Genomic DNA, 12,994 nt, shown 5'->3' with positions numbered 1-12,994 from the left:
CCCTTCAGTCGGTGCGCAGGCCGTAGATGAGCAGGGCATTGCCCTTGCTCGTCATCAAAGACCTTTGCAGGGTCAATCGCGTCAGGGGATCGGTCGGCTCGAACAGGTGACGGCCAACGCCCGCCACGACGGGGTGCGTCATCACGGTGAGCGAGTCGAGCAGGCCGGCGAAGAGCAGTTGGCGTACGAGCGAAATTCCGCCGACCAGCGAAATCTCCCCGCCCGCCGTGTTCTTCAGGTCGGTCACGAACTCTTCGAGGTCGCCGGTGATCAGCGTGGAATTCTGCCAGGCCAGCCCGCCGGTCAGCGTGCGCGAGGCGACGAACTTCGGCACGGGATTGATGAAAGCGCCGAACGGGTCGTCATGCTCGGCGCTCGGCCAGTAGCTGGCCCACTGTTCGTAGCCAACCCGGCCGAGCAGCACGGTGTCGACGCGGTCCATCATCGCGGTCATTTCCACGCCGAGCTCTTCATCGAAGCTGTCGAATTGCCAGAGGTTGGGCGATTCGACGACGCCGTCAAGGGACATGAACAGGCCGGCGGTCAGTTTTCGCATCAGGGCTCTCCTATGAGTCGGTGTGAAAGGGCATACTAACGCAGCCGGTCGAGGTAGCGAAGAATGACGCCTTCGCGCAGTGCCCACGGCGACACCTCGAGTTCGGCAGCCCCGAATGCGGCCATCGCTGCGCCCAGTACGATGCCTCCGGCCACGATCTGAAAGGTGCGGTCGGCGGTGATCCCGGGCAGGGCTGGGCGGGCTTCGGCGGGGATGCGCGCGAGCCGCGGCACCCAGTCATCCAGCTCGGCACGCCCTAGGCGCAGCCGGTCGGCGGCACCGACGCCATCGGAGGTGGTGCCGGCCAGGCGGGCCAGCGAACGGATCGCCTTAGATGACCCGACAATGTGGTGTGGGGCCGGCAGGTGCGCGAACGCGTCAACCGCATCGCGCAGAACGGATGCCGCGTGCTTACGCAACGCAGACACCTCCTCCGGCAGCGGGGGATCGTGGTGCAGAAAACCGATCGTGCTGCGTCCGGCCCCGAGCGGAAGCGACAGCGCGACCTCGGGAAACTCAGCTCCGCCGGCCGCGATCTCCAAGGACCCGCCGCCGATGTCGAACAGCAGAATGTTGCCGGCCGACCAGCCGTACCAGCGCCGCACCGCCAGGAAGGTCAGCCGGGCTTCGTCTTCGCCGGATAACACCTGCAGGGCCACACCGGTTTCCCGTTCGACCCGGTCGAGCAGTTCGGGGCCGTTGGTAGCGTCGCGCAGCGCCGAGGTCGCGAACGGCAGCAACTCGTCGATGTTGTGCTGCTGGGCAACATCTGCTGCGTGTTGTACAGAGGTGAGAACCGCCGAGACACCCTCGTCATTGATCGCGCCCTCGGGAGTGATGTAACGCATGAGACGCAAGACGCTCTTGTCGGCGGCCATCGGCACCGGCGGAGCGCCTTCGTGCGCGTCGACAACCAACAGGTGGACGGTATTCGAACCGACGTCGAGAACTCCTAGGCGCACATGTGTACGATACCGCTTGCAGCGCGCTAGCGCTGAGCGGGCGTGACGAACCGCTGCCAGGCCCACGCACTGGCGCACACTGCGGCGAAGGTTGCCGCCGTGATCCACAGCGTCAGGCCGGTACCCGCACTCTGCACCTGATCCACCATCGGTGACAGCGCCGCGAACAGGATTCCGTACGTGACGACGGTCAGACCGGTCCAGACCAGCGGCGACCAGGACAGAATGCGACGCCCGCTAGTATGACCGACGGGCACCAGAATCAGCACCGCTGAACCGATGGCGGCGAGCACGATCGTGTTGCCCGTCTCCGCGGCCAGGGACGTGACGAAATCACTGGCAGCGGGAAGCAGCGAGCCGAGCGACCAGGCGAGAACGGCGAAGGCAGCCAGCGCGCCCACCCGCACCGCGGCGAGCTGGCCGCGCTGTGCGGTCGTGGGCTCTGCGGTCGTGGGGCTTGCGGCCGCGGGGTGCGCGCCGTGCGGGCTTACGGCATCCGTTGTGGCGGTGAGGGTGATGCTGCCGAGCAGCCCGAACAGCAGGGCGGGGTGAATGTCGAACAGGCGGGACGCGATCGCGGCCGCCGCGATGAGCAGCAGGTAGCGCGGCAGAAAGGTGACCGTTCCGCGCAGCCGCAGTACGCGCGAACTCCACCACAGCGGAACCAGAATGGCCACCGCATTGACCAGTACCAGCCCGATGATCACGGCGACGAGCAGGCGCAGGTAAGCCGGTTGGTCGACGATCGGACCGGACAGCATGACGAACGTCGCGGCCGCCAGGAGCGCCGCTCCGCCAGGCAACCAGCGGTTGAGCCGCACGGTGGGCGCGACCTCGTACTCCTCGCGCACCCGGTTGCGGCCCGCCAGTGAGGGCAACGCCCGAAGTGGTCGGCCGCCGCGGGAGCGGGAGATGGTGCCCGCGAGCAGGCGCAACGGTACGGCGATCAGCAGCAGCGCCCCGAGGGCGAGCAGACCGGCCTGCAACCAGGGAAACGGCGAGCCGGTGCCCGTCGGGCCGATCGCCGCCGCAAACCGAGTCGGGTCATTCCACTGGCCGGGAAAAGCGGATGCCGCAGCCCCCTCGTTCTCCGGCTCCGCCGCTTGCGGGTCTGGCGCGGTGGTCCCCGGCGCCGGGGTCGGCGACGGCTCTGCCGTCGGGCCGGGTGCGGCAACCGCGCCATCCGGTGACGGTGAAGCCGATGGGCTCGGAGTCGGCGTGACCGGTGGCGTTGCCGAGGCGGACCCAGACGGCGTCGGCGTGCTCTCAGCCACATAACTGACCGATGCGGGCATCGAGCCCGGGCCGACATTGCCGGCGTTGTCCTTCTGTACGGCGATGACCGAGTACGACCCGGCGGCCACTCCACCGGCCGAGCAGGTCCAGGTTCCGCCGATCACCGGGGCGGAGCAGACCGAGTAGGCGCCGGCGAACACCGTCACCGTGGCGCCGGTTTCACCGGTACCGGTGTACTGGGCGCCGGCCACGGACACCTGCGCACCAGCGCTCGGAGAGGTCACAACCGGGGCATTCGGCGCGGTGACGTCGAACACGATCGCGACGGGCGTACTCGAGTTCGAGGAAGACGGTTCACTGAACGATGATGTCTGGCTGGCCGTGACGTTCAGGCTGCCGTTGCCGAGGCCGGAGAACAGGCAGGCCCAGGCACCGGAACTGTCGGCGGTGCTGTTGCAGGTATCGCCGTTGGGCAGGGTCGCCGTCACGACGGCCTGGGGGTGCCCGGTTCCGCGCACCCAGCCGTTGGACTCCGACCCGGTCAACCCGCCGAGTACCGTCGGGGCGCCGAGTACGGCAACGGAGATCTCGGCGCTCAGAGTCGGACTGCCGGTCACCACCACCCGCAGCGTGATGTTGGGTCCGTTCTGCAGGTAGACGTTGTCGCAGCTCCACGAGGTCGACGTGTCGTTGACGATGCACAAGGGGTCACCGCCGCGCGGCGACAGCAGCTGGATTTCCTGGCTGGCAGCCTTCGACCCCAATACGGTGGTGCGGTTGCTGCCGACGAATTGCCCGTTCTTCGGTTGGCTGATCTGCGGAGCCGGCGCCGGGCCGGTCGTCGCGCTGGGATTCGGTTCCTCGGTCGCGGTCGGCGTCGACTCGGCCGGTGTTGACTCGGTCGCTGTCTCGTCTGCCGTAGTCTGCGGCGCCGAAGTCGCCGGAGTCTCTTCGGCCTGTGCGGTCGATAGCGCGGGAGCCGCGAGCGCAATGGCGCAGCCGAGCAACAGGGCTGCGATCGCCGCAACGCTGCGGGAGTGCCGTGGGCGCGCCGACGTGCTCAAGACTGCGGTACGAGCCGGTGCGGACACAATTCACCCCCTGTCCCAATTTGAGGGGTAGTCGGCGGCAAAGTCAACCTCCCGCGCCTGCAAACAGAGTAACAAACCAGAGGAATTCTTCGCGGACCTCAAAACCTACCGTCAGTCGGTCGTAAACGTGACACCCTCAAGAGAAGCGGATGCCCCGCGCCGCCCGCCGAAAAGAGCCGCACCCACCATGAATCCCACGCCCCGCAGCCCCGCAGCACCAGCGAATCGCGCCATCGCCGCCCGGGACTGGGAACACCGCGCCGGCGAGCTCGGCGACCGCCTGCCGACCGGGTTCGAGGTGGCCGTGGCCACCTCCGCTTTTCAGATCGAGGGCGCCGCGCGCGACGGCGGCCGTGGCGACAGTGTCTGGGACACCTTCAGCCAGGTGCCCGGTCGCATCCGCGACGGCTCGAACGCCTCCGTCTCGACCGACCACGTGAAGAACTACGGCGAAGACACCTCCCTGCTGCGCGACCTCGGCGTTGATTCCTACGCGTTCTCCTTCGGCTGGACCCGGCTGCAGCCGGAGGGCCGTGGCGCCCTGAACCGTAATGGACTCGCGTTCTACGATCGTTTGCTTGACGCGTTGTTGGCTGACGGCATCCGTTCGAGCGCTACGCTTTCGCACTGGGACTTGCCAGCGGCCCTGCGCGGCGGCTGGCTGAACCGCGACACCGCGGGCCGTTTCGCCGACTATGCGCACGCCGTGGGGGAGGCATTCGGCGACCGGATCGACGCCTGGGTCACCCTGTTCGAGCCGGCCACGGTCACCACGAAGGGGTATGCGCTCGGCACCCACGCGCCCGGCCGTACCCTGCTGTTCGACGCGCTGCCGACAGCGCACCACCAGCTGCTCGCACACGGACTCGCCGTGCAGGCCCTGCGCGCAGCGGACGTGCGCGGACGCATCGGCCTCGTCAACTCGCACACCCCCGTGCAATCCGTCACCGACCGTGACCAAGACCGCTCCTACGCCGCCCTCTACGACCTGCTGCAGAACCGCCTGTTCGCCGATCCCGTGCTGCTCGGGCACTATCCTGACCCGCTCGAACCGTTCGCGGTTGAACTGCGCACCCTGCTCGAGGCCGACCCCGAGGACCTCCGCACGATTCACCAGCCGCTCGATTTCTATGGCCTGAGCTATTCTGAGCCCGCTCGGGTCGCCTCCGGCGCGACGGTGCTGAAGGCCCCCGATGGTCGAGCGATCCCGATCACGTCGTGGCCGTTTCACCTCGAGGCCTTCCGCGAACACCCCACCACTTCGGCCGGCGTCGTCAACGCCCCCGAATACGTCGCCGTGGCGCTCGCCGAAATTCTCGCACGCTACCCCGACCTGCCCCCGGTGTACCTCTCGCTGGCCGGCGGCGCCTTCGCTGACCAAGCGGATGCCCGCCACCAGGTGCAGGATCCCGCCCGCGTCGACTATCTGGCCGAACACCTCGTAGCAGCGCTCGACGCGACCGCGCCCGGTAGTGCGGCCGCCGCCATGGATCTTCGCGGCGTCACCTTCTGGTCGCTGCTCGACGCCTTCGAGTGGAACGCCGGCTACACCCAGCCCACCGGTCTCGTGCACGTCGATTTCACCGACGACCGCCGCACCCGCACCCCCAAGCTGAGCTACCGCTGGCTGCAGCACGCCCTGGCCAACCGCTAAGAACCGCTACACGTAGCGCTGGGTCGGGTTTTCCGCGGAGTTGCGAGTGTTTGAGTGGGGAGCGGAGACCCGGCTCAGCGCCCCTTGACCGGCCTCATGGCGTGCGCCGTCGCAGCGTCACCGAGCCGAGCACGACGGCTCCCACGATCCAGGCGCCGATAATGATCAGTTCCCCGCCCACATAGGCGGCATCCTGCGAGTCGGTCGCGACCGCCTGCAGGGCGTCGATCGCGTGTGACAACGGCAACCAGTCGCTGATGGCCCGCAGCACATCGGGCAGCTGGTCGCGAGGCAGAAAGATGCCGCCGAGCAGAATCTGCGGAAACACCAGCGCTGGCATGAACTGCACCACCTGAAATTCCGTGCGAGCGAACGCGCTGGCGAGCAGGCCGAGGGTCGTGCCGAGCACAGCATCCGCTACCGCGACGGCGAGCAGCAGCCAGAGCGATCCGCTGATCTCCAACCCGCACACCCGCACCGCGAACCCCACGGCGACGGCCGATTGCGCCACCGCGAGCAGCCCGAACGCGAGCGTGTAGCCGAGAATGAGATCGCCCTTGCCGAGCGGCATCGACAGCAGGCGCTCGAGTGTGCCGGTGCGGCGTTCCCGCAGGGTGGTGATGCTGGTCACGAGAAACATCACGATGAAGGGAAACAGCGCGATCATGCCCGGCCCGATCGTGGCGAATACCGGGGTGTCCGAGAAGATCCAGGCCAGGAGCCCGATCAGCAGGCTCGGCACCACGAGCAGCAGCACGATCGTGCGCGGGTCGTGCCGCACCTGGCTGAGTACCCGACCGGCAGTCGCGAGGGTGCGCTGCGGATTCATGAGTGGCTCCCGTCGCCGGGGCCGGCAAGCGGATGCCGCGCGATCAGCGCCAGGAACGCCCCCTCGGTATCCGCGGTGCCGGTCGAAGCCAGCAACCCCGCCGGGGTGTCATCGGCCAGAATCTCGCCGTCCCGCATGAGCAGCAGCCGGTCGCAGCGGCTGGCTTCGTCCATCACGTGGCTGGAGACGAGCAGGCTCGTTCCCGACGCGGCGAGCTGATGAAAGAGCGTCCATAGTTCGACTCGCAGCAGCGGGTCGAGGCCCACGGTCGGTTCGTCGAGCACGAGCAGATCGGGGGAGCCGAGCAGGGCGCCGGCGAGCGACACCCGGCTGCGCTGCCCGCCGGAGAGCGACCCGACCAGCTGACCCGCCTGAGAGGTGAGGTCGGTCAGGGCCAGTACCCGGTCGACGTCGCTGCGCGGGGCCCCCAGCACGGCGCGGAAATACTGCAGGTTCTGGCGCACGGTGAGGTCGTCGTAGACGCTGGCATCCTGCGTCACGTAGCCCACCCGGTGGCGCAGCGACGCCGATCCCGCCTCCCGGCCGAGCACCGTCACCGTACCGGACTGCACCACCTGCACGCCGACGATCGTTCGCAGGAGCGTGGTTTTGCCGCATCCGCTCGGGCCCAGCAGGCCCACCACGACGCCGCGGGGAACACTGACCGACAACCCGTGCAGCACCGGATGCTTCCCCCGTCGCACGTGCAGATCGGTCACGTCGACCGCGGGGGCGGATTCGTTCACTATGGTCGAACTCTCCGCCGCTGCACCCGCCGTGTCAAGCCCACAATGGGCGGTTTTGGCGGGCTCCGATGACCCATACGTCTGTCATCGCAACGAACTCACTGCAGAGAGGCCGTGATCTCCTCGGTGGTGGCGATACGTGCGAAGCCGCCGGCCTGCAGGTTCAATGCGGTCGTGGCCATGAGTTCATCAGCGCTACGACTTATCGTTCCCAGACCCGGAACCGTGGTGGTTAAGTCGAAAGTTCTTGTGGCGTCGAGTGGGACCACGACGTCGTAGCCCAGATTTCCGGCCATTCGCGCCGTGGTTTCGACACACATGTTGGTCTGGATGCCGCAGATAACCAAGCCTTCGATGTCATGCGCCTGCAACCACTCGTGCAGCGCGGGATCTCCGTAGAAAGCCGAGTTGACCTGTTTCGTGACGAAGAGACTTGGGGCCGCGTCGGCGATGAAGGACATGAGCCGATTTCCGTCCTGGCTGGGATGCAGCGTTGATTCCGGCGATTCGGAGTCGTGGCGCACGACGATGATGGGCCAGTCGTGTGCCCTCCACACGGTGAGGAGGGTTTCGATCTTGTCTTCACACTCGGGGTTGGAAGAATTTCCCCAGAAAGCGGTGTCGTTGAATCCCTCCTGCACGTCGATCACGATCAGGGCTTGGCGCTCGCGGTTCTGTTTCTGACTCATGAGATCCATCGAAGCGGATTCTCTTCGAACAAAACAGTGGCCGAAGTGACAGTGAACGATGAAATCGCGCCAGATGTCTTGGTGTCGCACGCTGGTGAGTGGCTTGACGGCCGCACTTGGGAGCGAGAACCCAGTCATCTGCAGTAGCTTCGGTGCGTGACCGAGCAACAGCCCTACCAAATTGTGAAGCAATATGAGGATTTCGAATTGCGCCGATACCCCGCGCATCTGGTGGCCGAGGTCACCATCGATGGCCCATTCGAAGACGCCGGTAATCGGGCCTTTCGCTACCTGTTCGCGTACATCACCGGCGCCAACCAGTCACTTCGTAAAGTCGCCATGACGGCGCCAGTGCTGCAAACGGATGCCGCCGAAAAGATCGCGATGACCGCGCCGGTACTGCAGCAGAGCGTGAAAGATGTCTCTGGCGCTGCGGCCGCGGAACAGTTCCGGGTGGCTTTCGTGCTGCCCAAGGCGATGACGGCCGAGACCGCGCCGCAACCCACGGACCCGACCGTGCACCTACGCACGGTGCCCGCCAGCCTGGCCGGTGCCCTCCGCTTCAGTGGACGCTGGACTCAGACTCGATACGAACAGCATCTCGAGGAGTTACACGCGGCGCTCGGCGCCGCCGGCCTCACAGCCCTGGGGGCACCCAGATTCGCCCGATTCGACCCGCCGTTCACGCCATGGTTTCTACGCCGCAACGAGGTACTGCTGGACGTCGAAGAGCCCGGCTGAGCAGCGCTCGCCCTGCCTTCCCGGAAATCCCTACGCGCCTTGAGCTTGCTTGGAGTGTCATGGGAAGCGGGTGGGAGCCTCCGGGGTCGCGGTTAGTATTGGCAGGTACGCACGGGGGGTCGTTTTTGGCCAGTTCATGTCTCCGTGCCAACGTACACATCTCGCCAATTTGCAAGGAGACGCTGCCATGGAATGGCTCATCCCGGTTTTGATCGTTGTCGCACTCGTCGCCATCGTGGGTATCTACCTGTGGTCGACCTACAACTCCCTCGTCACGCTCAACGTACGCGTCGACGAAGCGTGGAGCGACATCACGGTGATGCTCAAGCGTCGTGCCGACCTGCTGCCCAACCTGATCGAAACGGTCAAGGGCTACGCAGCGCACGAGAAAAGCGTGTTTGAGAACGTGACCAAGGCTCGGGCCGAGACGCTGTCTGCACAAGGTCCGGCCGACGCATCCGCTGCTGAGAATCACATGCAGACCGCCCTGAAGAGCATCTTCGCCGTCGCCGAGGCGTACCCGCAGCTTCAAGCCAGCCAGAACTACCTGCAGTTGCAGGGTGCAATCGTCGACACCGAGGACAAAATCCAGGCCGCACGCCGTTTCTACAACGGTGGCGTGCGCGAAATGAACACCAAGATTAAGGTGTTCCCGAACCACCTCTTCGCCGTGAACCTCGGTTTCACCGAACGCGAATTCTTCGAGGTGGCCGATTCCGCAGCGATTGCGGAGCCGCCCCGCGTGCAGTTCTAACGGAGCACTAGATGTACAGCGCGATCGCCAAGAACAAACGCAACACCGTCTTCATCATCATCTTTTTTCTCGCCCTGATCACCGGCCTCGGCTGGCTTGCGGGCGTGGCCTACGGCATGAATGGGTATACCGCCCTTATTCTCACGCTTGTCATTGCGTCGGCCTATGCGCTGATTCAGTACTACGCGGCGGGACGCCAGGCCATCTCGATGAGCGGCGGAATCAGAGTCAACAGCCAATCCGACCACCCGAGGCTGTGGCGCACGGTCGAAAATCTTTCCATCACGACGGGCACACCCATGCCTGAGGTCTACATCATCAACGACCCGGCCCCGAACGCGTTCGCGACCGGTCGCGACCCCAAGCACGCGATCGTCGCGGCAACGACAGGCCTGCTCGACATCATGGATGACGCCGAACTCGAGGGCGTCATGGCCCACGAGATGGGCCATGTGCGTAACTACGACATTCGGCTCTCGATGATCGTCTTCGGACTCGTCGTGGCCATCGGCTTCGTGTCAGACATCTTCTTGCGCATGGCGTTCTTCGGGCGCAACAACAACAGCAACGGCAACCCCGTTGTCATGGTGTTCGGCCTCGTCGCCATGATCGTGGCTCCGCTGATTGCGACGGTCGTTCAGCTCGCCGTGAGCCGCCAACGCGAATACTTAGCGGATGCCACGAGCGCGCTGACCACGCGCCACCCCGATGCACTCGCCTCAGCCTTGGCTAAGCTCGGCGAATACGGTCGCCCGATGACGAAGCAGAACACCTCGATGGCGCACCTGTGGATCGCTGACCCGCTCAAAAAGGGCGCAATGGCGAAGCTCTTCGCTACGCACCCGCCGCTTGAGGACCGCATCGCGCGCCTCACCGCCATGGGCAGCAAGTTCTGACCTAACCGTCCCCCAAACCGGTGCGCGTCGGTCGATGGCGGTTTCGACGAGCTCGACCAGCGACTTGATGGCGACGCGCCTACTGAAGTTCGGCGGCCAGGCCGTCGGCGAGGTTGCCGCGGGGTGCCACCACGATCTCACCGAGCCCCTGCCACAGCGCGGCCTCCCGCAGCACCTGCGCGAGCCGGCCCGCGGAATCCGCTGGCGCTGCAGGCTCGGCCCAGACCGCCTGCACGCGCAACACCCCGGCCTGCCGGTCGTTTTTGAGGTCAACCCGACCCACGACCGTATCACCGAGCAGAATCGGCAGCGAGTAGTACCCGAAGATCCGCTTTGGTTCGGGGGTGTAGATCTCGATGCGATAGTGAAAGTCGTACAACCGCAGCGCCCGGGCGCGCTCCCAGACCACCGGGTCGAACGGTGACAGGATCGCCTGGGCGTCCATGGTGCGAGGGAGTCTGGCGTCCCGATGCAGCCAGGCCGCCCCGACCGTGCCGCGCGGCCCCCAGCCCGGCACCTCCACCGGAATAAGCTCGCCAGCGTCGGCCAGCTCCCGAATGGCCACCAGGGCGGGTGCTGACTTCAGCCGAAAGTAGTCGGCGAAGTCCTTCACGGTGCCGATGCCGTGGGCACGGGCCGAGCGGCGCACCAGCTCGCGGTGGGCATCCGCTTCTGAAATATCCTGGCCGAGCAGCTCCGGCGAGAAGACCTGCTGGGGCAGGGCATAGACCCGTTCGAAGCGGATGCGCCCAGCGCTCACCACGTCGCCCCAGCGGAACAGCACTTCGAGCCCGGTCTTCACGTCGGACCAGCCCCACCACGGGCCGCTGCGCTTGTTGGCGTCGTGCTCGATCTCGCTCGCACGCATCGGGCCGTTGGCGGCGAGTTCGGCCAGCAGCCAGGCCAGCATCTTCTGGTTGGCGCTCGACCAGTTGCCCACGGTGCGCGCCGACCGGTCCCGATTTTGGTGCATGCGCCAGCGAAACAGCGGCCAGACGTCGGTCGGCAGAAAGGATGCTTCGTGCGCCCAGTACTCGGTGAAACGGGCCTCGCGTCCGGTCGTGAGGCGGTCAAGCTGGGACTTGTCGTACGGGCCGAGGCGGCTGAAGGCCGGCATATAATGGCTGCGTTCAAAGACGTTCACGGAGTCGATCTGCAGCAGCTCGAGCCGGTTCACCAGGGCGGTCAGCTGGCGGATACCGACGGGAGTCGTCGGGCGGGCGCCGAACCCCTGCGCGGCCAACGCGATTCGCCGCGCCAGTGCGGGGGAAATCGTCGCGGGGGAGACTGTGTGAACCATCTTTTCGACTCTATCCGGCGAAGCGGTATACCGGCCATTCGGGCGGCGCAATCATCTGTTACGCCGCACGTGAGGATCGCGTCGTGAGGCCACGCAGCAGTCCTAGACTGGGCAAGTGAGTGAATCTACGGGCAATCCGGGCGCGCGCGCCCTGCTACGTCTGCGCCGCCGGCAGGGTCTTCAGCGAGCCCGTGCTGAGCGTGCACGGGCGAGCGCCGATCAGGCCGGTTCCGAACTCCTCCTCACCCCGGTTGAGGTGGTGACCCCGGCCCCCGTGCCCAACGGGGTTGACGAGAATCTGCCAGCCGGCATCCGCTTGGCTGGAGCGTGGTCCTGGCGCCTGATCATGATCGCCGCGGCTATCGCCATTCTGATTTTTCTCATCATTCAGCTACGCCTCATCATCATTCCGCTGCTGGTCGCGGTGCTGGTGTCCGCGCTGCTGGTTCCCCTCGTGGCCTTTCTGGTACGGCATCGGTGGCCCAAGGGGCTTGCCGTAGCCGTTGCGATGTTGGGCACGCTTGTGCTCGTCGCCGGCCTGGTCACTTTGGCTTCCACCCAGATCGCTGAGGGCACGGTCGGCTTGAGCGATCGCCTCACGGCAAGTTTCGACAGCCTCAAGTCAGTGCTCGCGGCCTCACCGCTGCAATTGTCCGAACAGGAGATCAGCAGCTATCTGGATCAAGGGTGGAAAGCGATTCAAAACGACAGCGCCGTATTCATCAGCGGCGCCCTCTCGGTCGGTACCACCCTCGGGCATCTGCTCACCGGCCTGCTCCTGGCGCTGTTCAGCCTGCTGTTCATTCTTATCGACGGCAAGGCCATCTGGGCCTGGATCGTGCGATTCTTTCCCCTGCGCGCCCGCGCCGCCGTCGACGGCGCCGGCATCGCCGGCTGGACAACCCTCGGAAACTTCGCCAAGGTGCAAATTCTGGTGGCCTCCATCGACGCCGTCGGTATTGGTGTCGGTGCCGCTCTGCTCGGGGTTCCGATGGCCATCCCGATTGGTATTCTGGTGTTCCTTGGCTCCTTTATTCCCATCGTCGGTGCCGTGGCGACCGGCTCTGTCGCCATTATCATCGCCCTGATCTTCAACAACTGGGCTGTCGCCCTCGGCATGCTCGGAGTGGTTCTGCTCGTGCAGCAGGTTGAAGGCCACGTTCTGCAGCCGCTCATCATGGGAACGGCCGTGAAGGTGCATCCGCTTGCTGTCGTACTCGTGGTTGCCGCCGGTGCGTTGCTCGCCGGCATTCCGGGCGCCCTGTTCGCCGTACCGATAGCCGCCGTTTTGAACGCGATGACCAGTTACATTGCCGGTGGTACCTGGCGGTCGAGTCCGCCGACGGCGGTGCCTCCGACCGGATCGGTGCTGTGGCAGACAGTGCCGCAGAGCAGACCCGGCTACCGTTCGAGCGGTGCACCGGAACGCACCGCGCGGGTGCGTCCGCGGAGCATCCGCACGGCTCGTGATGGCTCAGCCCGCAGGACCCCCTCAGATTTGAGCGCACCTCGCGCGCCGCAGGACAGTTCGGAGAACTAA

Annotated in this window: 12 protein-coding genes; 5 read left to right on the top strand and 7 right to left on the bottom strand. The window is 66.0% G+C overall.

The annotated features are described in order from the left end of the window. Window positions 1-4: 4 nt before the first annotated feature. Genes E3T29_RS14640 through E3T29_RS20565 form a run of 3 tightly spaced genes read right to left on the bottom strand, consistent with a single transcriptional unit; the run spans window position 5 to window position 3,818 of the window. Window positions 5-556, bottom strand: a complete 552-nt coding sequence (locus E3T29_RS14640) for a dihydrofolate reductase family protein (protein ID WP_134346335.1) — start codon at window positions 554-556, stop codon at window positions 5-7. Between the two features lie 35 nt (window positions 557-591). After that, window positions 592-1,518, bottom strand: coding sequence for a Ppx/GppA phosphatase family protein (locus E3T29_RS14635; protein ID WP_134346334.1), 927 nt, complete (start codon window positions 1,516-1,518; stop codon window positions 592-594). 26 nt (window positions 1,519-1,544) lie between these two features. Further along, window positions 1,545-3,818, bottom strand: a complete 2,274-nt coding sequence (locus E3T29_RS20565; protein WP_166792423.1) for a hypothetical protein — start codon at window positions 3,816-3,818, stop codon at window positions 1,545-1,547. 214 nt (window positions 3,819-4,032) lie between these two features. Between E3T29_RS20565 and E3T29_RS14625 the strand changes: the two genes are divergently transcribed. Beyond that, window positions 4,033-5,499: a glycoside hydrolase family 1 protein gene (locus tag E3T29_RS14625; protein WP_134346332.1), complete on the top strand. Its 1,467-nt coding sequence runs from the start codon at window positions 4,033-4,035 to the stop codon at window positions 5,497-5,499. 94 nt (window positions 5,500-5,593) lie between these two features. On the opposite strand, the gene E3T29_RS14620 is transcribed toward E3T29_RS14625, so the two are convergent. From E3T29_RS14620 to E3T29_RS14610, 3 genes are all read right to left on the bottom strand, one after another. Beyond that, window positions 5,594-6,328, bottom strand: a complete 735-nt coding sequence (locus tag E3T29_RS14620; protein WP_134346331.1) for an ABC transporter permease — start codon at window positions 6,326-6,328, stop codon at window positions 5,594-5,596. Next, entirely contained in the window at window positions 6,325-7,074 is a 750-nt protein-coding gene (locus E3T29_RS14615; RefSeq protein ID WP_198417771.1) for an ABC transporter ATP-binding protein, read from the bottom strand. Before E3T29_RS14615 ends, E3T29_RS14620 begins: the two co-directional genes overlap by 4 nt. A 98-nt stretch (window positions 7,075-7,172) precedes the next feature. Further along, window positions 7,173-7,901 (bottom strand): cysteine hydrolase family protein, encoded by a 729-nt coding sequence (locus E3T29_RS14610; RefSeq protein WP_241987834.1) that lies wholly within the window; start codon window positions 7,899-7,901, stop codon window positions 7,173-7,175. Between the two features lie 18 nt (window positions 7,902-7,919). On the opposite strand from E3T29_RS14610, the gene E3T29_RS14605 reads away from it, so the two are divergent. The 3 genes from E3T29_RS14605 (at window position 7,920) to E3T29_RS14595 (ending at window position 10,154) form a co-directional block, all read left to right on the top strand. Then, window positions 7,920-8,504, top strand: coding sequence for a heme-binding protein (locus tag E3T29_RS14605; protein ID WP_134346329.1), 585 nt, complete (start codon window positions 7,920-7,922; stop codon window positions 8,502-8,504). 187 nt (window positions 8,505-8,691) lie between these two features. Beyond that, window positions 8,692-9,258 carry a LemA family protein gene (locus E3T29_RS14600; protein WP_092108227.1) on the top strand — a complete coding sequence of 189 codons (567 nt, stop codon included), beginning with the start codon at window positions 8,692-8,694 and terminating at the stop codon, window positions 9,256-9,258. 11 nt (window positions 9,259-9,269) lie between these two features. Then, the gene (locus tag E3T29_RS14595; protein ID WP_134346328.1) at window positions 9,270-10,154 is read left to right on the top strand and encodes a M48 family metalloprotease; all 885 of its coding nucleotides are present in this window, start codon (window positions 9,270-9,272) and stop codon (window positions 10,152-10,154) included. Window positions 10,155-10,233: 79 nt separating this feature from the next. Here E3T29_RS14595 and E3T29_RS14590 read toward each other — a convergent pair whose 3' ends face one another. Continuing rightward, window positions 10,234-11,454, bottom strand: a complete 1,221-nt coding sequence (locus tag E3T29_RS14590; RefSeq protein WP_134346327.1) for a winged helix-turn-helix domain-containing protein — start codon at window positions 11,452-11,454, stop codon at window positions 10,234-10,236. A gap of 115 nt (window positions 11,455-11,569) precedes the next feature. Between E3T29_RS14590 and E3T29_RS14585 the strand changes: the two genes are divergently transcribed. Then, window positions 11,570-12,994, top strand: coding sequence for an AI-2E family transporter (locus E3T29_RS14585; RefSeq protein ID WP_241987833.1), 1,425 nt, complete (start codon window positions 11,570-11,572; stop codon window positions 12,992-12,994).

The organism is Cryobacterium sp. TMT1-66-1 (genome assembly GCF_004403435.1).
Classification (GTDB): Bacteria; Actinomycetota; Actinomycetes; order Actinomycetales; family Microbacteriaceae; genus Cryobacterium; species Cryobacterium flavum.
Note: the sequence above shows the minus strand (reverse complement) of the source record. Positions and strands in the feature narration are given on the sequence as shown.

Bases quoted from the DNA above. Each gene is read 5' to 3' on its own strand.
- E3T29_RS14640 (WP_134346335.1), bottom strand. From the start codon at position 556: ATGCGAAAACTGACCGCCGGCCTGTTCATGTCCCTTGACGGCGTCGTC.
- E3T29_RS14625 (WP_134346332.1), top strand. From the start codon at position 4,033: ATGAATCCCACGCCCCGCAGCCCCGCAGCACCAGCGAATCGCGCCATC.
- E3T29_RS14620 (WP_134346331.1), bottom strand. From the start codon at position 6,328: ATGAATCCGCAGCGCACCCTCGCGACTGCCGGTCGGGTACTCAGCCAG.
- E3T29_RS14610 (WP_241987834.1), bottom strand. From the start codon at position 7,901: ATGACTGGGTTCTCGCTCCCAAGTGCGGCCGTCAAGCCACTCACCAGC.
- E3T29_RS14600 (WP_092108227.1), top strand. From the start codon at position 8,692: ATGGAATGGCTCATCCCGGTTTTGATCGTTGTCGCACTCGTCGCCATC.
- E3T29_RS14595 (WP_134346328.1), top strand. From the start codon at position 9,270: ATGTACAGCGCGATCGCCAAGAACAAACGCAACACCGTCTTCATCATC.
- E3T29_RS14590 (WP_134346327.1), bottom strand. From the start codon at position 11,454: ATGGTTCACACAGTCTCCCCCGCGACGATTTCCCCCGCACTGGCGCGG.